Source organism: Streptomyces sp. NPDC002889 (assembly GCF_042888425.1).
Classification (GTDB): Bacteria; Actinomycetota; Actinomycetes; order Streptomycetales; family Streptomycetaceae; genus Streptomyces.
In genome coordinates this window covers 13,063-35,496 of the sequence record NZ_JBIAPT010000003.1, presented here as the reverse complement: position 1 = coordinate 35,496, position 22,434 = coordinate 13,063, and the positions used below count along the sequence as shown (strand labels likewise).

Annotated in this window: 21 protein-coding genes; 12 read left to right on the top strand and 9 right to left on the bottom strand. The window is 70.0% G+C overall.

Translation table 11 applies throughout. The features are described from left to right. Window positions 1–28: 28 nt before the first annotated feature. Window positions 29–1,561, bottom strand: coding sequence for a S8 family serine peptidase (locus tag ACFYWI_RS05145; protein ID WP_389225317.1), 1,533 nt, complete (start codon window positions 1,559–1,561; stop codon window positions 29–31). Between the two features lie 266 nt (window positions 1,562–1,827). On the opposite strand from ACFYWI_RS05145, the gene ACFYWI_RS05140 reads away from it, so the two are divergent. The 3 genes from ACFYWI_RS05140 (at window position 1,828) to moaA (ending at window position 4,955) form a co-directional block, all read left to right on the top strand. Further along, window positions 1,828–2,196, top strand: coding sequence for a DUF485 domain-containing protein (locus ACFYWI_RS05140; protein ID WP_389225315.1), 369 nt, complete (start codon window positions 1,828–1,830; stop codon window positions 2,194–2,196). Next, window positions 2,193–3,815 carry a cation acetate symporter gene (locus ACFYWI_RS05135; protein ID WP_389225313.1) on the top strand — a complete coding sequence of 541 codons (1,623 nt, stop codon included), beginning with the start codon at window positions 2,193–2,195 and terminating at the stop codon, window positions 3,813–3,815. Before ACFYWI_RS05140 ends, ACFYWI_RS05135 begins: the two co-directional genes overlap by 4 nt. Window positions 3,816–3,965: 150 nt before the next feature. Further along, the gene (gene moaA / locus ACFYWI_RS05130) at window positions 3,966–4,955 is read left to right on the top strand and encodes a GTP 3',8-cyclase MoaA (RefSeq protein WP_389225311.1); all 990 of its coding nucleotides are present in this window, start codon (window positions 3,966–3,968) and stop codon (window positions 4,953–4,955) included. Here moaA and ACFYWI_RS05125 read toward each other — a convergent pair. Both ACFYWI_RS05125 and ACFYWI_RS05120 read right to left on the bottom strand, forming a co-directional pair. Next, a complete protein-coding gene (locus tag ACFYWI_RS05125; protein ID WP_389225309.1) occupies window positions 4,938–5,213 on the bottom strand; it encodes a hypothetical protein in 276 nt (91 codons plus the stop codon). The genes moaA and ACFYWI_RS05125 overlap by 18 nt on opposite strands. A gap of 191 nt (window positions 5,214–5,404) precedes the next feature. Beyond that, a complete protein-coding gene (locus ACFYWI_RS05120; RefSeq protein ID WP_389225307.1) occupies window positions 5,405–5,779 on the bottom strand; it encodes a DUF3099 domain-containing protein in 375 nt (124 codons plus the stop codon). A gap of 242 nt (window positions 5,780–6,021) precedes the next feature. On the opposite strand from ACFYWI_RS05120, the gene ACFYWI_RS05115 reads away from it, so the two are divergent. After that, complete coding sequence (locus ACFYWI_RS05115) at window positions 6,022–6,294, top strand: GlsB/YeaQ/YmgE family stress response membrane protein (protein WP_389225305.1); 273 nt, start codon at window positions 6,022–6,024, stop codon at window positions 6,292–6,294. 168 nt (window positions 6,295–6,462) lie between these two features. Here the strand turns inward: ACFYWI_RS05115 and tyrS are convergent, their stop codons facing one another. From tyrS to ACFYWI_RS05100, 3 genes are all read right to left on the bottom strand, one after another. Then, window positions 6,463–7,731 carry a tyrosine--tRNA ligase gene (gene tyrS, locus ACFYWI_RS05110; protein ID WP_389225303.1) on the bottom strand — a complete coding sequence of 423 codons (1,269 nt, stop codon included), beginning with the start codon at window positions 7,729–7,731 and terminating at the stop codon, window positions 6,463–6,465. A gap of 62 nt (window positions 7,732–7,793) precedes the next feature. Continuing rightward, the gene (locus tag ACFYWI_RS05105; RefSeq protein ID WP_389225301.1) at window positions 7,794–9,191 is read right to left on the bottom strand and encodes a metallopeptidase TldD-related protein; all 1,398 of its coding nucleotides are present in this window, start codon (window positions 9,189–9,191) and stop codon (window positions 7,794–7,796) included. Beyond that, on the bottom strand, window positions 9,191–10,714 hold the full coding sequence (locus ACFYWI_RS05100) for a TldD/PmbA family protein (RefSeq protein ID WP_389225299.1): 1,524 nt from the start codon (window positions 10,712–10,714) through the stop codon (window positions 9,191–9,193). The genes ACFYWI_RS05105 and ACFYWI_RS05100 overlap by 1 nt, the downstream gene beginning before the upstream one ends. A gap of 237 nt (window positions 10,715–10,951) precedes the next feature. Here ACFYWI_RS05100 and fabG point away from each other — a divergent pair, with 237 nt between their 5' ends. The 3 genes from fabG to ACFYWI_RS05085 all read left to right on the top strand — a co-directional run bounded on the left by fabG (window position 10,952) and on the right by ACFYWI_RS05085 (window position 13,063). After that, window positions 10,952–11,671 carry a 3-oxoacyl-[acyl-carrier-protein] reductase gene (gene fabG / locus ACFYWI_RS05095; protein WP_389225297.1) on the top strand — a complete coding sequence of 240 codons (720 nt, stop codon included), beginning with the start codon at window positions 10,952–10,954 and terminating at the stop codon, window positions 11,669–11,671. Between the two features lie 5 nt (window positions 11,672–11,676). Beyond that, window positions 11,677–12,447, top strand: a complete 771-nt coding sequence (gene fabI, locus ACFYWI_RS05090; RefSeq protein WP_389225295.1) for an enoyl-ACP reductase FabI — start codon at window positions 11,677–11,679, stop codon at window positions 12,445–12,447. A 214-nt stretch (window positions 12,448–12,661) separates the two neighbouring features. After that, the gene (locus tag ACFYWI_RS05085) at window positions 12,662–13,063 is read left to right on the top strand and encodes a hypothetical protein (RefSeq protein WP_389225293.1); all 402 of its coding nucleotides are present in this window, start codon (window positions 12,662–12,664) and stop codon (window positions 13,061–13,063) included. Here ACFYWI_RS05085 and ACFYWI_RS05080 read toward each other — a convergent pair. Further along, a complete protein-coding gene (locus ACFYWI_RS05080; protein WP_389225291.1) occupies window positions 13,026–13,712 on the bottom strand; it encodes a FadR/GntR family transcriptional regulator in 687 nt (228 codons plus the stop codon). The genes ACFYWI_RS05085 and ACFYWI_RS05080 overlap by 38 nt on opposite strands. Before the next feature lie 122 nt (window positions 13,713–13,834). On the opposite strand from ACFYWI_RS05080, the gene ACFYWI_RS05075 reads away from it, so the two are divergent. From ACFYWI_RS05075 to ACFYWI_RS05060, 4 genes are all read left to right on the top strand, one after another. Further along, the gene (locus ACFYWI_RS05075) at window positions 13,835–15,109 is read left to right on the top strand and encodes a CynX/NimT family MFS transporter (RefSeq protein WP_389225289.1); all 1,275 of its coding nucleotides are present in this window, start codon (window positions 13,835–13,837) and stop codon (window positions 15,107–15,109) included. Between the two features lie 17 nt (window positions 15,110–15,126). Further along, window positions 15,127–15,243: an SGM_5486 family transporter-associated protein gene (locus ACFYWI_RS05070; protein WP_389225287.1), complete on the top strand. Its 117-nt coding sequence runs from the start codon at window positions 15,127–15,129 to the stop codon at window positions 15,241–15,243. Between the two features lie 155 nt (window positions 15,244–15,398). Next, window positions 15,399–15,605 carry a hypothetical protein gene (locus ACFYWI_RS05065; protein ID WP_389225285.1) on the top strand — a complete coding sequence of 69 codons (207 nt, stop codon included), beginning with the start codon at window positions 15,399–15,401 and terminating at the stop codon, window positions 15,603–15,605. A 90-nt stretch (window positions 15,606–15,695) separates the two neighbouring features. Further along, the gene (locus tag ACFYWI_RS05060) at window positions 15,696–16,247 is read left to right on the top strand and encodes a SixA phosphatase family protein (RefSeq protein ID WP_389225283.1); all 552 of its coding nucleotides are present in this window, start codon (window positions 15,696–15,698) and stop codon (window positions 16,245–16,247) included. A 135-nt stretch (window positions 16,248–16,382) separates the two neighbouring features. Here ACFYWI_RS05060 and serB read toward each other — a convergent pair whose 3' ends face one another. Both serB and ACFYWI_RS05050 read right to left on the bottom strand, forming a co-directional pair. Beyond that, window positions 16,383–17,609, bottom strand: coding sequence for a phosphoserine phosphatase SerB (serB, locus tag ACFYWI_RS05055; RefSeq protein WP_389225281.1), 1,227 nt, complete (start codon window positions 17,607–17,609; stop codon window positions 16,383–16,385). Between the two features lie 440 nt (window positions 17,610–18,049). After that, on the bottom strand, window positions 18,050–19,624 hold the full coding sequence (locus tag ACFYWI_RS05050; protein WP_389225279.1) for a streptophobe family protein: 1,575 nt from the start codon (window positions 19,622–19,624) through the stop codon (window positions 18,050–18,052). A gap of 234 nt (window positions 19,625–19,858) precedes the next feature. Between ACFYWI_RS05050 and ACFYWI_RS05045 the strand changes: the two genes are divergently transcribed. Next, window positions 19,859–22,420 carry an FHA domain-containing protein gene (locus ACFYWI_RS05045; protein ID WP_389225277.1) on the top strand — a complete coding sequence of 854 codons (2,562 nt, stop codon included), beginning with the start codon at window positions 19,859–19,861 and terminating at the stop codon, window positions 22,418–22,420. The last annotated feature ends 14 nt before the right edge of the window (window positions 22,421–22,434 follow it).

Genomic DNA, 22,434 nt, shown 5'->3' with positions numbered 1-22,434 from the left:
CGCTCCGGCCCCTCCTCGGCATGCGCTGTTACCGGCGAACGGCGTCCAGAGCGTCGGCGACGCCTGAGCCGTAGAAGCCGTTGTTGCGCGTGTTGCCCTCGCAGACGGCGTCGACGGTGCCGTTACCGTCGATGTCGTAGGGGTTGGTGCACGCGGTGTCGTCCGCCTGCGTGTACAGCAGACCCTTCACCAGGGCCGGCGGCGCGTACGGGTGGGTCGACTTGATCAGCGCGACGACGCCCGCGACATGCGGGGAGGCCATCGACGTGCCGGCCTTGTAGCCGTAGCCGCCGCCCGGCAGCGTCGACAGGATCCGGCCGTCGGTCGCCGGTGCGTCCGGCGCCTGGAAGCGCGTCGCGTCACCGCCGGGGGCCGAGATGTCGATGACGCCCTGGCCGTAATTGGAGTACGAGGCCTTCAGGCCCTTCGCGCCCAGCGCGGAGACCGTGACGACACCCGGGAGCTGGCTCGGGATGTCCAGGCACTCGCGGGGGTTGATGACCCGCTCGACCGGGGTGGTGTCGTTCGGGCTCGTGGTGTCGGTGATCGCGTCGGCGGCGAGGTCCATCCGCGAGTTGCCGGCCGCGGCGACGTTCACCGTGCCCTTGCTCTCCGCGTACCGGGTGGCCCGGGAGACGGCCTCGACCAGAGCCTTCTGGTCGGCGTCGGTCTTGCAGTTGAACAGCCACGGGTCGGTGTAGTAGCTGTTGTTGGTCACGTCCACGCCGTGCTCGGCGGCCCAGACGAAGCCGCAGACGACGGCCTCGGTGTAGAAGAAGCCGTCGGGCTGCGACACCTTGATGCCGGAGACCTTGACGCCCGGCGCGACACCGGTGACACCGACGCCGTTCTTCGCCGCGGCTATCGTGCCCGCGACATGCGTGCCGTGGTCGCTCTCGCCCGGGCCCGGACGCCAGGCGCCGTCAGTGGAGTTGGGCGCACCGCCCACACAGCTGACCGAGGCGTTGCGGTCGAAGTTCGGCGCGAGGTCCGGGTGGGTGTCGTCGACACCCGTGTCGATGACACCGACCGTGACCTTCTTGCTGCCCAGTGTCCTCTCATGGGCCTTGTCCGCCTTGATGGCGGGCAGGTCCCACTGCAGAGGCTCGAGCGGGTCCTGGTCGGAGTCCGCCACGGCCGCCGCCCTCTCGGCCTCCTCGGCGGTCAGCGGACGCTCCGAATCGATGGCCGTGTCGGCCGAGGGCGTCAGCGGAGCGGTGCGGGTGGCACCGGCCGACTCGACACCGCGGACCTTGCGGATCGTCTCGGCGAACGCCGGGTTCTGCGAGTGGACGACGATGACGCCTATCTGGTCGTAGGCGATCACCACCGAACCGCCGGCCTCGGCTATCGCCTTCTTGACCGACTTGGCGGTGCCGTGGCCGCCCTTCACATTCACGACGTACGACAGCTTCGGGCCGTCGGTCGACACGGCCGCCGGCACCTCGTCCACCGGAGCCGCCGAGGCGGCTCCCGCGGGCAGAAAGCCGAGCGAGGCCGTGAGCGCCAGACCGGCGGGCAGAGCAAGCGCGCGCCGCCGTCTGGATCCCAGATGAGCCATGGGTTCTCCACATCATCCGTGAAAACCGCTCAGACACCCCTGTTGCGAATGAGCGGGACATGCCGAGTGAAGCTATCGCTGATCAAGGGGCGCCATCAATGCGTTCGGAGCAGAAGTTTCGGCAGGAAGTGCGCAAGAGGACGCCGATGTTGAACCGGCCCGGCGCGTGCTCCGTGCCGTTGTCAGGGGGCGGAGCAACATCAAACCGCCCCTACCGAGAGGTCGTCCCCATGTCGAGCCCCACCGCAGCGTCGCGAGGAGATTCCGTGGCCACCGATGCACCGCCGCCGCCCCCGAGCGGTACGGACACCAGTCCCGCCCAGCCCACCACAGAGTCGTTCGTTCAGGTGCAGCAGAGTCCGGAATTCGTCGAACTGCGCCGCACCTACCGTTCCTTCGCCTTTCCCCTGACCGTCGCCTTCATCGCCTGGTACCTGCTCTACGTCCTGCTGTCCAGCTACGCGGGCGGCTTCATGGGCACCAAGCTCGTCGGCCACATCAATGTGGCCCTCGTCTTCGGTCTCGCCCAGTTCGCCACCACGTTCCTCATCGCCTGGCTCTACTCGCGCCATGCCGCGGCCCGGCTCGACCCCAAGGCCGAGGCGATCAAGTCCCGTCTGGAGGCAGACGCATGAGCAGCACCCTGCAGCTGGCCGCGCAGAGCGCCACCTCCGAGCACCGGCCGCTCATCATCACGCTGTTCGGCTGCTTCGTCGTGGCGACCCTGTTCATCACCGTGTGGGCGGGCCGGCAGACCAAGAGCGCCGCCGACTTCTACGCGGGCGGCCGTCAGTTCACGGGCTTCCAGAACGGTCTGGCCATCTCCGGCGACTACATGTCCGCCGCCTCGTTCCTCGGCATCGCCGGCGCCATCGCCCTGTTCGGCTACGACGGCTTCCTCTACTCCATCGGCTTCCTGGTGGCCTGGCTGGTCGCCCTGCTGCTGGTCGCCGAGCCCCTGCGCAACTCCGGCCGGTTCACCATGGGCGACGTCCTGGCCTACCGCATGCGCCAGCGGCCGGTCCGTACCGCCGCCGGCACCTCCACCATCGTCGTCTCGATCTTCTATCTGCTGGCGCAGATGGCGGGCGCCGGCGTGCTGGTGTCGCTTCTGCTCGGCATCACGAGCGACGCCGGCAAGATCGCGATCGTGGCACTGGTCGGCGTACTGATGATCGTCTACGTGACCATCGGCGGTATGAAGGGCACCACCTGGGTGCAGATGGTCAAGGCCGTCCTCCTCATCGCCGGAACCCTGCTGATCACCTTCCTGGTGCTGTGGAAGTTCAACTTCAACGTGTCCGACCTGCTCGGCAAGGCCGCCGAGAACAGCGGCAAGGGCTCGGCCTTCCTGGAGCCGGGCCTCAAGTACGGCGCCACCGGAACGTCCAAGCTGGACTTCATCTCGCTCGGTATCGCGCTCGTCCTGGGCACCGCCGGACTGCCGCACATCCTCATCCGCTTCTACACGGTGCCCAGCGCCAAGGCCGCCCGTAAGTCCGTCAACTGGGCCATCGGCATCATCGGCGCGTTCTATCTGATGACCATCGCGCTCGGCTTCGGCGCCGCCGCGCTCGTCGGATCCGCCGAGATCACCGCGTCCAACAAGGCCGGCAACACGGCGGCACCCCTGCTGGCCCTGCACGTCGGCGGCGTCGATTCGGCGGGCGGCGCGATCCTGCTCGCCGTGATCTCCGCGGTCGCCTTCGCCACCATCCTCGCGGTGGTCGCCGGTCTCACCCTCGCCTCCTCGTCGTCGTTCGCGCACGACATCTACGCGAACGTCATCCGCAGGGGCAAGGCCACCGAGCAGGAGGAGGTCCGCGCGGCACGCTGGGCGACCGTCGCCATCGGCGTCGTCTCCATCGCGCTGGGCGCGATGGCCCGCGATCTGAACGTCGCGGGCCTCGTCGCCCTCGCCTTCGCGGTCGCCGCCTCGGCCAATCTGCCGACGATCCTCTACAGCCTGTTCTGGAAGAGGTTCACCACCCAGGGCGCCCTGTGGTCCATCTACGGCGGCCTCGTCACGTCCGTACTGCTGGTGCTCTTCTCGCCGGTCGTCTCAGGAAAGCCGACGTCGATGTTCCCCGACGCTGACTTCGCCTGGTTCCCGCTGGAGAACCCCGGCCTGATCTCCATCCCGGTCGGATTCCTGCTCGGCTGGCTCGGCTCGCTGCTGTCCAAGGAGGAGCCCGACCAGGGCAAGTACGCCGAGCTCGAGGTCAAGTCGCTCACCGGTGCCGGAGCCCACTGAAGCCGGGTGGGTGTGTTCCCCCGACCGGCCGCGTCGTAGAGTCCTACGACGCGGCCGTGTCGTTGCTCGTGTCAATGGGGCCGCTGTGCTGCCAGAGGCGTGGCGTAGTCTCGGATGTGTCAGTTCCGCGAACCGGGGAGGGGGCCCGCAGTGCTCATCGACACATACGGCCGTGTGGCCACTGACCTGCGTGTTTCACTCACGGACCGCTGCAATCTGCGGTGTGCGTACTGCATGCCCGAAGAAGGCCTGCAATGGCTGTCCAAGCCCGATCTGCTCTCGGACGACGAGATAGTCCGGCTGATCCGGATCGCCGTCACTGATCTCGGCATCACCGAGGTCCGCTTCACCGGCGGTGAGCCGCTGCTGCGCCCCGGCATCGTCGGCATCGTCGAGCGCTGCGCCGCCCTGGAGCCCCGCCCCCAGATGTCGCTGACGACCAACGGCATCGGACTCAAGCGCACCGCGACCGCGCTCAAGGCCGCCGGGCTCGACCGGGTCAACGTCTCGCTGGACACCCTGCGCCCCGATGTCTTCAAGGCCCTCACCCGCCGCAACCGGCACCAGGATGTACTGGACGGCCTCGAAGCCGCACGTGCCGCCGGCCTCACCCCGGTCAAGGTCAACGCCGTGCTGATGCCGGGCCTCAACGACGACGAGGCCCCTGATCTGCTCGCCTGGGCCGTGGCCAACGAGTACGAGATGCGTTTCATCGAGCAGATGCCCCTCGACGCGCAGCACGGCTGGAAGCGCGACGGCATGATCACCGCCGGAGACATCCTTCAGTCCCTGCGGACGCGCTTCACCCTCACCGCCGAGGACAAGGAAGCGCGCGGCTCCGCGCCCGCCGAGCGCTGGCTCGTCGACGGCGGACCGCACCGCGTCGGCGTCATTGCCTCCGTCACCCGGCCGTTCTGCCGGGCCTGCGACCGCACCCGGCTCACCGCCGACGGCCAGGTACGCACCTGCCTGTTCGCGACCGAGGAGACCGACCTGCGGGCCGCGCTGCGCTCCGAGGCGCCGGAAGAGGAGATCGCCCGCATATGGAAGCTGGCGATGTGGGGGAAGAAGGCCGGATCCGGTCTGGACGACCCGTCCTTCCTTCAGCCCGAGCGCCCCATGTCAGCCATCGGCGGCTGAATCCCGCGGATCGGCGCTCTCGTCGGCCGGGCCCCGCGCATCGGCTGCCGCGCGCTGCTCCCACTCCTTGAACGTCACGACATCCTTCAGGAAACCGCGCACGCCGAGGAACTGGGACAGATACTCGCGGTGCTCCTCGCAGGCCAGCCAGGTCTTGCGGCGCTCAGGGGTGTGCAGCTTCGGGTTGTTCCAGGCCAGTACCCATACGGCTGCTGCCCGGCAGCCCTTCGCGGAACAGATCGGGGTTTCGTTGCTCACCTGATCATTGTCCCAACATGGCGACGCCGAGCAGCCACGGGGGGAGCTGCCCGGCGTCGGTCCGTCGCTCCGACGGGGGATGCGGAGCGCGCTTCGAAGTATGTCACGGGTAACGGGGTGCGGTGCACCGGAACTTCATGATTGATCTGAGCTTTTCCTGAGCTTCGTGCGCCGCCCACCACGGGCTGCCGTCACCTCTGGCCAGGCCCTGAGCGGCCCGGCTCGGACGACCCCGGTTCCGGGTCGGATTCCGGTGAGTCGTGCCCGCCGAGCGGTGCGATCATGGGCCGGCTCGGCGCGTGTACGAACGTCGACGGAAGTGAAGGGGCGTTCTCCCGGCCCGCGTTGGCGATGACCACGGAGATATAGGGCAACAGGACACCCAGCACCAGGGCCACGATCGCCACATGACGCTCGACGTTCCACAGGACTGCGGCGGCGATCACCGACACGGTCCGTACGGACATCGAGATCACATAGCGGCGCTGCCGGCCACGTACATCATCGGCAAGACCCCGTCTGGCCCCGGTGATCCGGACGACCTTTGTGCCACCGCGCTTCCACATCGCATTCCACCGCCCGACTACCCCACCGGACGTTCCCCGGCCCGGACTGCCTCCACCGTACGCCGCGGTGGCGCGTGCTTCGAGAGCGGGGCGGCCTTCCCCCTGCGTTCCAGGCGGGCGCCGTAGCGCGTATGGCCATGCCCGACATGCGCACGTCGGCCCACAGGCCGAGACTGGCGGCGTAACCGCTCACGCGGAGCCGTACACGCACGGCCTTGCGTCAGCCGTACAAGGAGGCAGCCATGGGCTGGTTGTGGGCGATCATCGTGGGATTCGTGCTGGGGCTGATCGCGAAGGCGATCCTCCCCGGCAAGCAGCACAGTCCCCTCTGGCTGGTGACCATCTTCGGCATCATCGGCGCGCTCATCGGCAATGCGCTGGCGGGTGCCTTCGGTATCGACGAGACCGCCGGCATCGACTGGGGCCGGCACGCGCTCCAGCTCGGGGCAGCCGTGCTCGTCGTCTTCCTCGGCGAGATGGCCTACATGGCCGTACGCGGCAAACGAACGGCCTGAGAAGCGAACACCTGAGAACCGACCGTGAGAACGGGAGCGTGAGAACCGGACCGGGACGGCGGACGGCGGCGGCCGGGTGGGAACCACTCCCACCCGGCCGCCGCCGTTTCCTGCCCGTGCCCGTGCCCGTGCCCGTGCCCGTGCCCGTGCCCGTGCCCGTGTGCCGGGTCAGCCGGCGGTGACCTCGATCGCCGCCAGGTTCTTCTTGCCCCGGCGCAGCACCAGCCAGCGCCCGTGCAGCAGCTCGTCCTTCGCCACCACGGCGTCCTCGGCGGTCACCTTCACGTTGTTCACGTACGCGCCGCCCTCCTTCACCGTGCGACGGGCCGCGGACTTGCTCGGCGCCAGACCGACCTCGGCGAGCAGATCGACGACCGGCAGCAGCTCGGTGACCTGGGCGTGCGGCAGCTCGGAGAGCGCCGCACGCAGCGTCGGCTCGTCCAGTTCGCTCAGCTCGCCCTGTCCGAACAGCGCCTTCGACGCGTTCACGACCGCGGCGCACTGGTCGCCGCCGTGCACGAGCGTCGTCAGCTCCTCGGCCAGCGCCCGCTGAGCGGCGCGCGCCTGCGGCCGCTCCTCGGTCAGCTTCTCCAGCTCCTCGATCTCCTCGCGGGACTTGAAGCTGAAGATCCGCAGGAACTTGGAGACATCACGGTCGTCCGCGTTCAGCCAGAACTGGTAGAACGCGTACGGCGTGGTGCGCTCCGCATCGAGCCAGACAGTGCCGGACTCCGTCTTGCCGAACTTGGTGCCGTCCGCCTTGGTGATCAGCGGCGTCGCCAGCGCGTGCACCTCGGCGTCGGGCTGGACCCGGTGGATCAGGTCGGTGCCCGCGGTGAGGTTGCCCCACTGGTCGCTGCCGCCGGTCTGCAGCACACAGGCGTAGCGCCGGTACAGCTCCAGGAAGTCCATGCCCTGCAGGATCTGGTAACTGAACTCGGTGTAGCTGATGCCCGCGTCGGAGTTCAGCCGTCGCGCCACGGCCTCCTTCGCGATCATCTTGTTGACCCGGAAGTGCTTGCCGATGTCGCGCAGGAAGTCGATGGCCGACAGACCCTGCGTCCAGTCCAGGTTGTTGACCATGGTCGCGGCGTACGGGCCCTCGAAGTCCAGGAACCGCTCGATCTGCCCGCGCAGCCGCTCCACCCAGCTCGCGACGACCTCCGGCGCGTTCAGCGTGCGCTCCGCGTTCGGCTTCGGGTCGCCGATCAGGCCGGTGGCCCCGCCGACCAGACCCAGCGGGCGGTTGCCCGCCTGCTGGATCCGGCGCATGGTCAGGATCTGCACGAGGTTGCCGAGGTGCAGGCTGGGGGCGGTCGGGTCGAAGCCGCAATAGAACGTGACGGGACCGTCCGCGAACGCCTTGCGCAATGCGTCCTCGTCAGTGGAAAGGGCGATCAGCCCCCGCCACTGCAGTTCGTCGACGATGTCCGTCACGGTCCCGGGTCTCCTTCGGTGTTCACTCGGCGCTCTGCGCGTACGCGCAGGCACCCCCGAGGTTATACGCCCTGGCTGACCGAACTCATATTGAAATCGGGGATGCGCAGCGCGGGCATCGCGGCCCGGGTGAACCAGTCGCCCCATTCACGCGGCAGGGTCTTCTCGCTGCGTCCTGCCTCGGTGGCGCGGGACAGCAGATCGACGGGGGACTCGTTGAAGCGGAAGTTGTTGACCTCCCCGACGACCTCTCCGTTCTCCACCAGATACACGCCGTCCCTGGTCAGCCCGGTCAGCAGCAGCGTCGCCGGGTCGACCTCGCGGATGTACCAGAGGCAGGTCAGCAGCAGGCCGCGGGCCGTCGCGGAGACCATCTCCTCCAGAGAGCGCTCACCGCCGCCCTCCAGGAGAAGATTCCCCGCCCCCGGTGCGACCGGCAGCCCGGTCAGAGAGGCGCTGTGCCGGGTGGTCACCAGGTGCTCGAGCTTTCCGTCACGCACCCAGTCGGTCGCCGTCAGCGGAAGCCCGTTGTCGAAGACCGAGGCGTCGTCGCCGGAGGCGTGCGCGATCACGAACGGGGCGGACTCCAGGCCGGGCTCGTTCGGATCGCTGCGCAGCGTCAGCGGCAGTGGGCACAGCGTCTCGCCCACGCGGGTACCGCCGCCGGGCTTGGAGAAGACGGTCCTGCCCTCGGCGGCGTCCCGGGCCGTCGACGACCACAGCTGGTAGATCAGCAGATCGGCCACGGCGGTCGGCGGCAGCAGCGTCTCGTACCGGCCGGCCGGCAGCTCGACGCGGCGCTCGGCCCAGCCGAGGCGCTGTGCCAGCTCCGCGTCCAGCAGCCCCGGGTCCACATCCTTGAAGTCCCGCGTCGAGCGGCCGGCCCATGCGGAGCGCGTGCGGTCCGGGGACTTGGCGTTCAGCTCCAGGGTGCCGGTCGGCTGGTCGTGCCGCAGCCGCAGCCCCGTCGACGTACCGAGATACGTGGAGGTCAGCTCATGGTTGGCGAAGCCGTACAGCTCACGCCCACCGGTCCGGGCGCGGGCGAAGGCCTCGCCGAGCGCGGGCGCGAAGTCGGTGAAGACGGCCGACGAGGTCTCGGCGGGCGCGTCCGTGAAGTCGGGGGACGCGGGAACGCCCGCGACCAGCGGCTGGGCGTCCTCGGCCGGCCCGGCGGCGCGGGCGGCGGCCTCCGCGGCCCGCACCAGTGGTTCGAGGTCCTGGGCGGTCACGGCCGAGCGCGACACCACACCGGAGGCCGTGCCCTCGGCGCCGTCGACGGTCGCGACGACGGTGAGGGTGCGGCCGCGGGTGACACCGTTGGTGGTCAGGGCATTACCGGCCCAGCGCAGATTGGCGGACGACTGCTCGTCGGCGATGACGACACAGCCGTCGGCGGTGGACAGCTCCAGGGCCCGCTCGACGATCTCGTGCGGAGGGGTGGTGCGAATCGTCGGCATCAGCGTCCCGCTTCCTGCGTCATGTTGAGGATGTTCACGCCCCTGAACAGGGCGGACGGGCAGCCGTGGGAGACGGCGGCGACCTGGCCCGGCTGGGCCTTGCCGCAGTTGAACGCGCCGCCCAGCACATAGGTCTGCGGCCCGCCGACCTTCTCCATCGAGCCCCAGAACTCCGTCGTCGTCGCCTGGTAGGCGACATCCCGCAGCTGCCCGGCCAGCCGGCCGTTCTCGATACGGAAGAAGCGCTGGCCGGTGAACTGGAAGTTGTACCGCTGCATGTCGATCGACCACGACCGGTCGCCGACCACGTAGATCCCGCGCTCGACCCCGCCGATCAGATCCTCCGTCGACAGCCCGCCCGGATCCGGCTGCAGCGACACGTTCGCCATCCGCTGCACCGGCACATGCCCGGGGGAGTCCGCGTACGCACAGCCGTTGGACCGGCCGAGACCCGTCAGTTTCGCGATCCGCCGGTCCAGCTGGTACCCCACCAGCGTGCCGTCCTTGACCAGGTCCCAGCTCTGCGCCTCGACGCCCTCGTCGTCGTACCCGATGGTGGCGAGCCCGTGCTCGGCCGTGCGGTCGCCCGTCACATTCATCACCGACGAGCCGTACGCCAGCTTCCCGAGCTGATCGAACGTGGCGAACGAGGTGCCGGCGTACGCCGCCTCGTAGCCCAGCGCCCGGTCCAGCTCGGTGGCGTGGCCGATCGACTCATGGATGGTCAGCCACAGGTTCGACGGGTCGACCACCAGGTCGTAGCGCCCGGCCTCCACGCTCGGCGCGCGCATCTTCTCCGCGAGCAGCGCCGGGATCTGCTCCAGCTCCGAGTCCCAGTCCCAGCCGGTGCCGGTCAGGTACTCCCAGCCGCGGCCCACCGGCGGCGCGATGGTGCGCATCGAGTCGAACTCGCCCGTCGTCTCGTCGACCGCGACCGCGGTGAGCTGGGGATGCAGGCGCACCCGCTGCTGGGTGGTCACCGTCCCTGCCGTGTCCGCGTAGAACTTGTTCTCGTGGACCGTGAGCAGCGAGGCATCCACATGTGCCACACCGTCCGCGCGCAGCAGCCGGTTGCTCCAGTCGGCCAGCAGCGCCGTCTTGTCCTCGTCGGGCACCTCGAACGGGTCGATCTCGTACGAGGAGATCCAGGTCCGGTCCGCGTGCACCGGCTCGTCCGCCAGCTCCACCCTCTCGTCGGAGCCCGCCGCCGCGATCACCTTGGCGGAGAGCTTCGCCATCGCCACCGCCTGGCTCGCGACCCTGGCGGCGCCGTCCATGGTCAGATCGACCCCGGAGGCGAAACCCCAGGCCCCGCCGTGCACCACCCGCACCGCGTACCCGAGGTCCGTGGTGTCCGAGGAAGCGGAGGGCTTGGCGTCGCGCAACCGCCAGGCCGCGCTGCGTACGCGCTCGAGGCGGAAGTCGGCATGCTCGGCGCCGAGCGCACGCGCCCGGGCGAGGGCCGCGTCGGCGAGCGCGCGCAGCGGCAGTGCCGTGAACGCTTCGTCGATGGAATGAGGCACGGATGTCTCCTGTCGTCGAGACGGGGTCGCCCCCGATCATGTCGCGCGGAGGGGCTCGTTGCCCAGCGGGACCAACAGGCCGTCCGGCCGTGACATGCCACGACCGTTTTCTGCGTCGGCTTTCTGTAGGGATCCGACAGGGTCTGACGGAGGGCGCTGTCGGGGCCCGAGTCTTCGGGAGAGGGGTTGGACCGATAGGTTTTCGGCGTACCAGATCTCTATCGAAAGGGTGACCCGTTGAGCCGCTCGGTTCTCGTCACCGGAGGAAACCGGGGCATCGGCCTCGCCATCGCCCGCGCGTTCGCCGACAACGGCGACAAGGTCGCGATCACCTACCGGTCCGGCGAGCCGCCGGCCGCCCTGACCGAGTTGGGTTGCCTGGCCGTCAGGTGCGACATCACCGACGCCGAGCAGGTGGAGCAGGCCTACAAGGAGATCGAGGAGAAGCACGGTCCCGTGGAGGTGCTGGTGGCCAACGCCGGTGTCACCAAGGACCAGCTCCTGATGCGCATGTCCGAGGAGGACTTCACCTCCGTCCTCGACACCAACCTCACCGGTACCTTCCGCGTCGTCAAGCGCGCCAACCGTGGCATGCTGCGTGCGAAGAAGGGCCGCGTCGTCCTGATCTCGTCCGTCGTCGGGCTGCTGGGCTCGGCAGGGCAGGCCAACTACGCCGCCTCCAAGGCCGGCCTGGTCGGCTTCGCCCGCTCGCTGGCCCGTGAGCTCGGCTCGCGGAACATCACCTTCAACGTCGTCGCACCCGGCTTTGTCGACACCGACATGACCAAGGTGCTCAGCGACGAGCAGCGCGCGGGCATCGTGTCCCAGGTGCCGCTCGGCCGTTACGCGCAGCCGGAGGAGATCGCCGCCGCCGTGCGGTTCCTCGCCTCCGACGACGCCTCGTACATCACTGGAGCCGTCATCCCGGTTGACGGCGGATTGGGCATGGGTCACTGATCACCATGAGCGGAATCCTCGCCGGCAAGCGCATTCTGGTCACGGGCGTCCTCACCGAGGGGTCCATCGCCTTCCACGCCGCGAAGGTGGCCCAGGAGGAGGGTGCGGAGGTCATCCTCACCGGCTTCGGCCGGCTCACTCTCGTCCAGCGCATCGCCAAGCGGCTGCCCAAGACCGCCCCCGTCATCGAGCTGGACGTCACCAACCAGGAGCACCTGGACGGTCTCGCGGACCAGATCCGCGAGCACTCCACCGACGACACGGGCCTGGACGGCATCGTCCACTCGATCGCCTTCGGCCCGCAGGGCGCGTTCAACTTCCTGGAGGCCAGCTGGGAGGACGTCGCGACCGCGGTGCAGGTCTCGGCGTACTCGTACAAGTCGCTGGCCACGGCCTGCCTCCCGCTGATGGAGCGCGGCGGCTCGATCGTCGGTCTCACCTTCGACGCGACGATCGCCTGGCCGAAGTACGACTGGATGGGCGTGGCCAAGGCGGCCCTGGAGTCCACCAACCGCTACCTCGCCCGCGACCTCGGCCCCAAGAACGTCCGCTGCAACCTGATCTCGGCCGGCCCGATCAAGTCGATGGCCGCGAAGTCCATCCCGGGATTCGAGGAGCTCGCGGACGTGTGGAACCACCGCGCCCCGATCGGCTGGGACCTGTCGGACCCGGACCCGGCCGGCCGTGGTGTCGTCGGTCTGCTGTCGGACTTCTTCCCGCGCACGACCGGTGAGGTCGTGCACGTGGACGGCGGCGTGCACATGATGGGTGCCTGACCCACCAGGACGCATTCGTCCGTACGACGGCGACGCCCCGTTTCCCGCAGCGCGCGGGAAACGGGGCGTCGCCGTTTCGCGCGGTGCGGGTCATCGCCCGTTCGGCCCCACGGGCGGGCGGCGCGCGCCCGGAGCGGCGACGCTGGGAGGACAACTCTTCCTTGTGGTGCAGCCGCGGCCGCTTGGCCGCCGTTCGGCCGAGGAGGTCCTGCTTGTGCGTACGACCTGGCGTTCTGCCTGCGTACTCGCCACAGTGACGGTCCTGCTGTGGGCGACGCCGACCGCTTCACAGCCGCTGCGACGGCTGTCACCGCCACGGACCGAGCCGGACCGGCACACGCAGACCCAGGAACGCGAACAGTCGCCGTCGTACCAGGCCGACTGCCGTACCGTCGTCGACGGCTCGCAGGTCACCGCCTACTGCCACAACCCCTATCCGGACACGGACCGTGTACGGCTGCATGTCGAGTGCGACCGCTGGTGGGACGTGGACGCGGACACCGCCGCGGTGCAGGTCGGGCCGGCCGGCTATGTCGAGCTGACCCAGCGGTGCTGGAAGGAGATCCGCGCGGTCTGGGTCAGTCATCAGCCCCTGCGGGACGGCGCAGGCACATGAACGGATAGCCGGCCGCCTCCGCGGCCGCCGCGTCGCCGTCGCCCGCGCGGATCGCCTCCACCATCCGCGCATGGTCCATATGGTTCTCCGGGCGCAGCTCCTGGCCCACGTCGTCGCGCAGCCAGTCGCGCAGCAGATCGCCCAGGTCCGCGTACAGCTCGCTCAGTACGTCGTTGTGCGAGGCGGCGACCACGGCCAGATGGAAGGTGGTGTCGGCGGCCACGAACCGTTCGGCGTCGCCGGACTCCCAGGCCTCCTCGCGGCGGGCCAGCAGGGTGTCCAGCTGCTTCAGATCGCGCTCCGTGCGCCGCTGTGCGGCCAGCCGGGCCGCCGACGACTCGAGAGTGGAGCGCAGCTCGGCGATATGGATGGGGTCGGCGTCGGCGAACCGGCGGTGCATGACGCCGGCCAGCTCGCTGGTGGCCACCACATACGTCCCCGAGCCCTGCCGGATGTCCAGCAGCCCGTTGTGCGCGAGCGCGCGCACCGCCTCACGGACGGTGTTGCGCGCGACGCCCAGCTGCTCGACCAGTTCCGGCTCGGTCGGGATCCGTGAGCCCACCGGCCATTCGCCCGACGTGATCTGGTTGCGCAGCTGGGCGATCACCTGGTCGGAGAGCGCGGAACGCCGGGGGGAGGACAGCGCCATGGTGCTCCCTTGTCGTGGAGGAGTGGAGGATTCCGCGGGACGGTCGGATTGTCCTTGAGATTGTCCACCGGAGTTCGTACGGAATTGGACAATCAATCATCCCATGATTCTATGATGGCTCCATGCCGGACGAGACCCAGACCCTGAGCCCTGCCGCCACGGCCCCTGCTGCTGTGGATTCTGCCGCGCCGCGGCCTCCGGTGTGGATCACTCGGCTCGTCGTCGTCGGTATCGTCCTCGCCGCGCTCAATCTGCGGCCCGCCATCACCAGCCTCGGAGCCCTCCTCGAAGAAGCGCGCACCGGGCTGCACATGAGCGGCAGTGTGGCCGGTCTGCTCACCTCCGTACCGCCGCTGTGCTTCGCCGTCTTCGGTGTCGCGGCCCCCCGGCTCGCCCGCCGCTTCGGCCCCGGGGCGGTCGTCTGCGCGGGCATGGCGGCCATCGCCACCGGGCTCGTCATCCGCCCCTTCGCCTCGGACACGGCGTCCTTCCTGGCCGCGAGCGCCCTCGCGCTGATGGGCATCGCCGTCAGCAACGTCCTGATGCCGGTGATCGTCAAGCGGTACTTCCCCGGCCGCGTCGGCTCGATGACCGGGCTCTACTCCATGGCTCTGGCGCTCGGCACCTCGGCCGCTGCCGCCGCGACCGTGCCCATGACCGACGCGCTGGGCGGCAGTTGGCGCGTCGGCCTCGCCGTGTGGGCGGGGCTCGCGGCGCTGGCCGTGCTGCCCTGGATCGGCCTGGTGCGCGACCGTGACGCAGGGAGCGGACGGGAGCCGAAGGGCATGAGCCCGGGGCCGGACAAGGCCGCCCCCGCACCCCGGATCACCCGCAGCCCCACTGCCTGGGCGCTCGCCTGCTTCTTCGGGCTCCAGGCCACCGGCGCGTACATCACGATGGGCTGGATGCCGCAGATCTTCCGGGACGCGGGCGTCTCGGCCGGCACCGCGGGTGTGCTGCTCGCCGTGACCATGGTCATGGGCGTACCGCTCGCCTTCGTCATCCCGCGGCTGGCCACCCGGATGAAGAACCAGGGTCCCATCGCCGTCGCTCTTGGCCTGTGCGGGCTGACCGGCTATCTGGGCCTGCTGCTCGCCCCGGCCGCGGGAGCGTGGGCCTGGGCGCTGCTGCTCGGCATCTCGAACTGCGCCTTCCCGCTCGCCCTCACCATGATCGGCATGCGCTCGCGCACGGGCGCAGGAGTCGTACGGCTCTCCGCGTTCGCCCAGTCCACCGGCTATCTGATCTCCATCCCGGGCCCTCTGCTGGTGGGTGTGCTCTACCAGCACAGCGGCGGCTGGGAGCTGCCGATCGGCCTGATGGCCGCCCTGATCGTGCCCCAGGTCGCCGTCGGGATCCTGGCCGGGCGGGACCGGACGATCGAGGACGAGATCTGAGATGCGAGACTGAGCCCATGCCTGTGCTCGACCCGAACCCCCAGAACGGCCAGAAGAAGCTCCTCACGGTGCTCGGCGCGATGCTGTTGATCGGCGTGGTCATCGGGATCATCGCCTCCATCGCCTCGCCCTGATCGAAGGCGGACCGAGCGACAGGGAGAGGGTGGGGCCGGCACCACCATCCCCTAGGGGGCAAGGGTCAGGGTGAAGTGGGTGGGTCACCGGATGGGCCCGGGTTCCCATGATCCGTACGTTTGAGGTACTCAACCGCAGACCTACGGAGGCGGCCATGCCGGCCCACACGCACACCCGGTCCCGCTCCGAGGCCTCGCGCGTCGTCGGGGTCCGGCTGCCCTGGTGGGCGCTCGCCCTTCCGATGCTCGCCTTCTGCACGCTGCTCCTGCTGATCGCCGGGCCCGGCGATGCCCACGCGGCAGGCACCGATCCGGCCGTGGGGGAGTTCCTCCAGCGCGTCCAGCAGACGCTCGCAGGGTGACCCGATGCGGGCTCCACGGGACTCATGCTGGGCAGGAGAGCACGTCAACACCCTGCGCCTGATGGCTGATTTCGTGCGAAGCTGGGGTTCATGAGCGCCGCTGTGTCTTCCGGGGGGACGCCCCCCGGACCTCCAGAGTCCCGCAGGATCGTTCTCCTTCGGCATGCGAAGGCGGACTGGCCCCAGGTGTCCGACCATGAGCGCCCGCTCGCCGAGCGTGGCCGCATGGACGCCCCCGTGGCCGGGCGCCGGCTCGCCGAGACCGGAATCGCCTTCGATCTGGCTCTCTGCTCGACCGCGAGCAGAACCCGCGAGACCTGGAAGCTCGCGGTGCACGAGCTGCCGCACCGCCCGAAGACGGTGTACGAGGAGCGGCTGTACGAAGCCTCCCTCGGCAACCTGATCGCACTGCTCAACGAGGTGTCCGACGAGGTGAACGACCTCCTGGTGGTCGGCCACAACCCCGGGATGCACGCGCTCGCCGACGCGCTGGCCGGCAGCGTCGAGGGCGACGCCCTGGCCCGGATGACCACGGACGGCTTCCCGACGTCGGCCTTCGCCGTCCTGTCGTTCGAGGGTTCATGGAAGTCCGTGGAGCACGGCGTGGGCAAGCTGCTCGACTACTGGACGCCGCACGACTGAGCCGCCGGCAGCCCTCCGAGGGCTCCCTCTGCCGTCCCCATGACAGACGGGCCCTGAGGAACGGCCCTGACAGGCCCGGACATGGCCAAGGCCCCGGCGCGCACCGTGCGCCGGGGCCTCACCGCGTCGTTACGGTCAGTGCTCCTCGCCGTCCCCGTCGGCGGCCTCGACCTCTTCGCGGGTGATGCCCAGCAGATACAGGACCGTGTCCAGGAACGGGACGTTGACCGCCGTGTGGGCGGCGCGGCGGACGACGGGCTTGGCATTGAAGGCCACGCCCAGACCGGCCGCGTTCAGCATGTCCAGATCGTTCGCCCCGTCACCGATCGCGACCGTCTGCGCGAGCGGAACCCCGGCCTCGGAGGCGAACCGTCGCAGCAGCCGCGCCTTGCCCGCACGGTCCACGACCTCGCCGACGACCCGGCCGGTCAGCTTCCCGTCCTTGATCTCCAGCGTGTTCGCCGAGGCGAAGTCGAGTCCGAGCCGCTCCTTGAGGTCATCGGTGACCTGAGTGAATCCGCCCGACACCACGCCCACTTGATAGCCGAGCCGCTTCAGCGTACGGATCAGGGTGCGGGCGCCGGGGGTCAGCCGTACCTCGTGCCGCACCTTGTCCACGACGGAGGTGTCCAGGCCCTCGAGCAGCGCGACCCGCGCGTGCAGCGACTGCTCGAAGTCCAGCTCGCCGCGCATGGCGGCCGCGGTGACCTCGGCGACCTGCTCCTCGCACCCGGCGTGGGCAGCGAACAGTTCGATGACCTCGTCCTGGATGAGTGTCGAGTCCACATCCATGACGACCAGCCGCTGCGCCCGTCGGTGCAGGCCCGCGGACACGACGGCCACATCGACGCCGATCTCATGGGCGTCGGTGGCCAGCGCGGTGCGCAGCGGCTCGGTCTCCGCGCCGGACACCGCGAACTCCACGGCCGTGACGGGATACTTCGCAAGCCGGAAGACACGGTCGATGTTCCCGCCGACGCCGGCGATCCTGGCCGCTATTGCGGCTGTGGCCTCGGCGGTGAGCGGGTGTCCGAGCACGGTCACATGCGAACGTCCACTGCCGCGCGGCCGGTTGTCGCCGTGACCGGAGATGATCTCGGCCTCCAGCTTGAGGGACTCGGCCCAGCTGTGCACGGTGGCCCGCAGTTCGCCCTCGGCGGCCACGTCGGCGGGCGGCGCGGTGACGAGCGCGCACAGGACGAGTCGGCCACGGGAGACGACCTGCTCGATATCGACGACATCGACGGAGTACGCGGCAAGGGTGTCGAAGAGCCCGGCGGTGATCCCGGGACGGTCCTTCCCGAAGATCTTGACGAGGAGGGTGGGGACGTCGGCGGTGTGAGGGGGCTGCGATGCACTCATGGTGTTACCACCGTATCGGGCGCCGCCGCGGATGAGATGCCCCGTCCCGATGGCCGGACACCCCGGGGGCCCGGTGTGACGGGCGGGCGCCGTGCGTCACGCCCTGTGGCCGCGGGCACCGGCCCGGAGCAGGAGGTCACCCGCCGCGTCGCCGCACGGCCTGCGCCGGGATCGCGCCGCGCCTCACGCCGAACGGGGTTCGCTGCCCGTGGGCGCTCCGGTTCGTGGCGACGCGGGGCTTGGAGCCGGCGTCGCGTCCGCGCCTCACGCCGGCCGGGGTTCGCTGCGCGTGGGTCCTTCCGGTTCACGCCGCCGCGACGTGGGGCAGGGCTGGGAGCCGGACGTCGTGGTCTCGGGCCGGTGGCTGGGATTCGCTGCGCGTGGGTCCTCCCGGCTCGTGCGGGCGGCGCGTGGGGCCAAGGCCGGGAGCCGTGGCCGCGTCACCCGTCGCGGCCACGGGTGTCCGGCCCGGGCCAAAAGTCCCTGGGGCCGTCGGGCGGCGGGTCGGGGGCGGGTGGAGGCGTCGGGGCTTCGTGGATGCCCGGCGGCAGGCGCAGATACGGGTTCGTCGCGGCGTTCGGCGGGCGGTACGGCGCCGCCGGGCAGTAGGGGCCCGGCCCCTCCGTGACGGCGGGCACCGGCCGCGGAGCACCTCGTATCCCGTGGACCAGCAGAGCTCCCGCCGCGCCCGCCCCCGCGCCCCAGGCCCCGCCCAGCGCGCACGCCATGCGCGGATCGCCGTGCAGCTCGATGCTCGCGTCGAACGCGTCGATGCCCAGCACCGACACGGACGCATCCACGAAGACGTCGGTCAGCCGCACCAGCAGCGGGAGCGCGACGGCCGTCGCCGCACCGAGCCGCAGCGCACATCGCACGGTGAAGGCTGCCGCGCCCGTCCGCCTGCCCCGCTCCGCCGGCGTCCGCGCCGCCGTCAGGACGCCCGCGTACAGCATCAGCGCGGCGGCGCCGGCCGTCAGCAGCCACACCCGTCCGTCCAGCGCGGCGAGAGAGCCCACCGTGACCGGCCGCCCGTCCGAAGCCGTCAGCGCCTCGTTCAGCGGGTCCGGCAGCAACTGCGCCAGAGCGCCCGTCGCCGCGCCGTCCCATGGCACGAACAGCCCGAGCACCACGCCGAGCCACGCCCCGTTGGGCGCGCCGAGCAGGGCTGCGCCCGCGATCGACTCCCGGCTCCCGGCGGGTGGACCTCCGGGGTGGCCGGTGCCGACCGCCGCGTACGCAGCCGCCGCGTACCCGGCGAGTACGGCGACCAGCGCCGCGCTCACCAGCGCGGAGACAGCCGGCCGCACCCGGCTGTGTACGGCGTCCCAGCCGGCGCCGCGTGGCAGCGGCGTACGCGACGACGCGAGATACGCGATCGCGAGCACACCCAGCACCCACAGCAGCGCGCCCACGAGCGACCGTGGGGTGTCCACGCCGAAGCCGACCGCTGTATCGGCGTGCGCGAGCTCCTCCCACCGCCCTGGTGGCAACCCGCCGACACCCGGCACGCCGATGCTCCCGATACCGCCGGCATCGGGCAGTTCGCGATCCAGGCCCAGCCTCGCACCGTCGATCGTGATGACGTCGTGACCTGCCCATGCCAGGCCGCCCGCCGCGGTGACGAACAGCACCACAACTCCCGCCGTCCGCACGCAGAGTTCGCTCAGCGATATGTACGCCCTCGTACCGCGCAGTGAACGCAGAAAGAGGTACGCGAGGAGCAGTGCGCCGACCAGCCCCACGCCCACCGGCGTGAGGTCGATCGCGCTGTGCACCTCCGCGTCATCCGGCCCGAAAGCGGACACATCGCCTGTCGGAGTCACCGATCCGCCGGCCGCCAGCACCACGACCGCAGCGGTCATCGGCCCCAACGCCCCTGCACGGTCAGCCCCCAGCAGATGCAGTCCGGCCGCCGCCGCACCGGCCATGCCCACCAGGCACCAGCTCACCGCGGCGACCGACGACAGCACCACGTCGCCCCACACAGCACCGCCGCGCCCACTGCCCGAGCCCATCCGGAACCCCCCGATACCCTCTGGGTTTGACCCAGTTGCTGCCCATCACGGATGATCCGTATGCACTCATGGGTGCTTACCACCCTCCGGGCGCGTTTCGCCGCCGTCAACGGCCGCCCCCAGGGGCTCTTCACATGGCCCGACTTTCCGACACGGGACCGGGCCTGAAATAGTTCCTCACGATGTTCGCCATCCCTAGACTCCCTGCGACGGGGGAAACTCGGGGGACAAGTAGTGGGGCATGGAGTGCCGGAACTCGTACTGGAATTGAACGGAAGGACCTGGACGCTCGATCCGTCCAGGTCGTACACCCTCGGACGCGATCCGCAGGGCGATGTGGTGATCGACGACGCCAGAGTGTCGTGGCGGCACGCCACCATCAGCTGGGGCGGGCGCAGTTGGGTCATCGAGGACCAGGGCAGCACCAACGGCACCTACTCCCAGGGCCAGCGGATCCACCAGTTGGAGATCGGCCCCGGTTCGGCCGTGCATCTGGGCAACGCCACTGACGGCCCGCGGCTGAATCTCTCCGGCCCGGCGGCCGGTGGCGCCGGCGGGTACGGCGACCAGGGCGCCGTGCCCCAGCAGGCCCAGGGTGCCGCCCAGCACGCTCCGGCCCAGCAGGCTCCCGCGCAGCAGGGCTGGCCGCAGGCTCCCGCCCAGCAGCAGGGTTGGCCGCAGCAGCCTCCGCAGGGCCAACAGCCTCCGCCGGCCCAGATCCCGCAGCAGCACTCCGGTCAGAAGCAGGGACAGCCGGCGGGCGGCGCCGCCGGTGCCCCGCCCGTCTACGGCGACCGCAGCCCGACCACGTTCCACCAGGTCTCCCTCGGCCGTGTGATGCGCATCGGCCGTGCGCTCGAGAACGAACTGGTCGTCTCCGACCTCCAGGTCTCGCGCCACCACGCCGAGTTCGTGGCGACTCCCGACGGCCGCTTCGAGATCCGCGACCTCGGATCCCACAACGGCACGTACGTCAACGGTCAGCCGATCGCCAAGTCGTCGGCCGCGCTCATCGGCCCGAACGACATCGTCGGCGTCGGCCACTCCACCTTCCGGCTGGTCGGCGACCGGCTCGAGGAGTTCGTCGACACCGGCGAGGTCTCCTTCTCGGCCCGGCATCTGACCGTGACGGTCGACGGCGGCAAGCAGATCCTGCGGGACGTCTCCTTCGGCGTACCGGAGAAGTCGCTGATCGGCGTGATCGGCCCCTCGGGTTCGGGCAAGTCCACCCTGCTCAAGGCGCTCACCGGTTACCGGCCCGCCAACCAGGGCGATGTCCTCTACGACAACCGCAGCCTCTACAAGCAGTTCGCCGAGCTGCGCCAGCGCATCGGTCTGGTCCCGCAGGACGACATCCTGCACAAGGAGCTGACCGTCCGCAAAGCGCTCAAGTACGCGGCCAAGCTCCGTTTCCCCGGCGACACCGCCGAGGCCGAGCGCGAGGCCCGTATAGGCGAGGTGCTGCGCGAGCTCAAGCTCGACATCCACAAGGACAAGAAGATCACCTCGCTGTCGGGCGGTCAGCGCAAGCGCGTCTCGGTCGCCCTCGAGCTGCTGACCAAGCCGTCGCTGATCTTCCTGGACGAGCCGACCTCCGGTCTCGACCCGGGCATGGACCGCGACGTCATGCAGCTGCTGCGCGGCCTCGCCGACGACGGCCGCACGGTCCTGGTCGTCACCCACTCCGTCGCCGAGCTGCAGCTGTGCGACAAGCTCCTGGTCATGGCGCCGGGCGGTTCGGTGGCGTACTTCGGCCCGCCGGAGGAGGCGCTCAACTTCTTCGGCTACAGCACCTGGGCCGACGTCTTCTCGGCGTTCGAGAACTACCGCGACTACGACTGGGCGGGCCGCTGGCGCGGCTCGCAGCACTACCAGATGTACGCCGCGGACATCGACGCCGTCGCTGCGCAGTCGGTGCACATGCCGCCACCGCAGCAGATGCGCCCGCCGAAGCCGCAGAGCTGGGGCTCCCAGCTGCTCACCCTGGTCCGCCGCTATCTCTCGGTCATCGCCTCGGACAAGGGCTTCATGGCGCTGATGCTGGTCCTGCCCGCCGTCCTCGGCACGGTCAGCATGCTGATCAAGCCGGACCAGGGGCTGCTCCCCAGCGAGCGCGGCCCCAACGCCACGGGCGCCACGGTGCTGCTGATTCTCGCGGTCGGTGCCTGCTTCTCCGGCGCCGCCAACTCCGTACGTGAACTGATCAAGGAACGGGTCATCTACGAACGGGAGCGGGCCACAGGCCTGTCCCGCTCGGCATACCTGATGTCCAAGGTGATCGTCCTCGGCCTGATCACCGCCCTGCAGGGCGTCATCATCGGTGCCATCGGCTTCGGTCTGCGTGAGGTGCCCGAGGAGGGCCTGGTCCTCGGCAGCGCCGTCAGGGTCGAGATGACCCTGCCGATCATGGCGCTCGGGTTCACCGCGATGATGTTCGGTCTGATCATCTCCTCGCTGGTGAAGACCGCGGAGAAGACCATGCCCCTGCTGGTGATGTTCGCCATCGTCCAGGTGGTGTTCACCGGCTGCCTCTTCACCCTGCACGGCAGCGTCGGTGTCAACGAGCTCTCGTACCTGATGCCGTCCCGCTGGGCGGTGGCGGCCGCGGGCACGACGCTTCAGCTGAACGTCCTGTTCCCCAACGAGAACGACCCGACCGACACGGATCCCCTGTGGGACCACGAGGCCGCCCAGTGGTTCGTCGACATGGGCATTCTGCTCGCGATCGGGGCGCTCTGCGCCTTCATCGTGGCGCGGTTCCTGCGCCGCCACGAGCCCGAGGTCATGCGCAAGTGAAGCGGTCCTGATTC

What these genes read in the sequence shown, in the direction of transcription:
- ACFYWI_RS05145 (WP_389225317.1), bottom strand. Translation starts at nt 1,561, where the DNA reads ATGGCTCATCTGGGATCCAGACGGCGGCGCGCGCTTGCTCTGCCCGCC.
- ACFYWI_RS05135 (WP_389225313.1), top strand. Translation starts at nt 2,193, where the DNA reads ATGAGCAGCACCCTGCAGCTGGCCGCGCAGAGCGCCACCTCCGAGCAC.
- ACFYWI_RS05120 (WP_389225307.1), bottom strand. Translation starts at nt 5,779, where the DNA reads ATGTGGAAGCGCGGTGGCACAAAGGTCGTCCGGATCACCGGGGCCAGA.
- ACFYWI_RS05115 (WP_389225305.1), top strand. Translation starts at nt 6,022, where the DNA reads ATGGGCTGGTTGTGGGCGATCATCGTGGGATTCGTGCTGGGGCTGATC.
- ACFYWI_RS05105 (WP_389225301.1), bottom strand. Translation starts at nt 9,191, where the DNA reads ATGCCGACGATTCGCACCACCCCTCCGCACGAGATCGTCGAGCGGGCC.
- fabI (WP_389225295.1), top strand. Translation starts at nt 11,677, where the DNA reads ATGAGCGGAATCCTCGCCGGCAAGCGCATTCTGGTCACGGGCGTCCTC.
- ACFYWI_RS05080 (WP_389225291.1), bottom strand. Translation starts at nt 13,712, where the DNA reads ATGGCGCTGTCCTCCCCCCGGCGTTCCGCGCTCTCCGACCAGGTGATC.
- ACFYWI_RS05075 (WP_389225289.1), top strand. Translation starts at nt 13,835, where the DNA reads ATGCCGGACGAGACCCAGACCCTGAGCCCTGCCGCCACGGCCCCTGCT.
- ACFYWI_RS05070 (WP_389225287.1), top strand. Translation starts at nt 15,127, where the DNA reads ATGCCTGTGCTCGACCCGAACCCCCAGAACGGCCAGAAGAAGCTCCTC.
- ACFYWI_RS05065 (WP_389225285.1), top strand. Translation starts at nt 15,399, where the DNA reads ATGCCGGCCCACACGCACACCCGGTCCCGCTCCGAGGCCTCGCGCGTC.
- ACFYWI_RS05060 (WP_389225283.1), top strand. Translation starts at nt 15,696, where the DNA reads ATGAGCGCCGCTGTGTCTTCCGGGGGGACGCCCCCCGGACCTCCAGAG.
- serB (WP_389225281.1), bottom strand. Translation starts at nt 17,609, where the DNA reads ATGAGTGCATCGCAGCCCCCTCACACCGCCGACGTCCCCACCCTCCTC.
- ACFYWI_RS05050 (WP_389225279.1), bottom strand. Translation starts at nt 19,624, where the DNA reads ATGGGCTCGGGCAGTGGGCGCGGCGGTGCTGTGTGGGGCGACGTGGTG.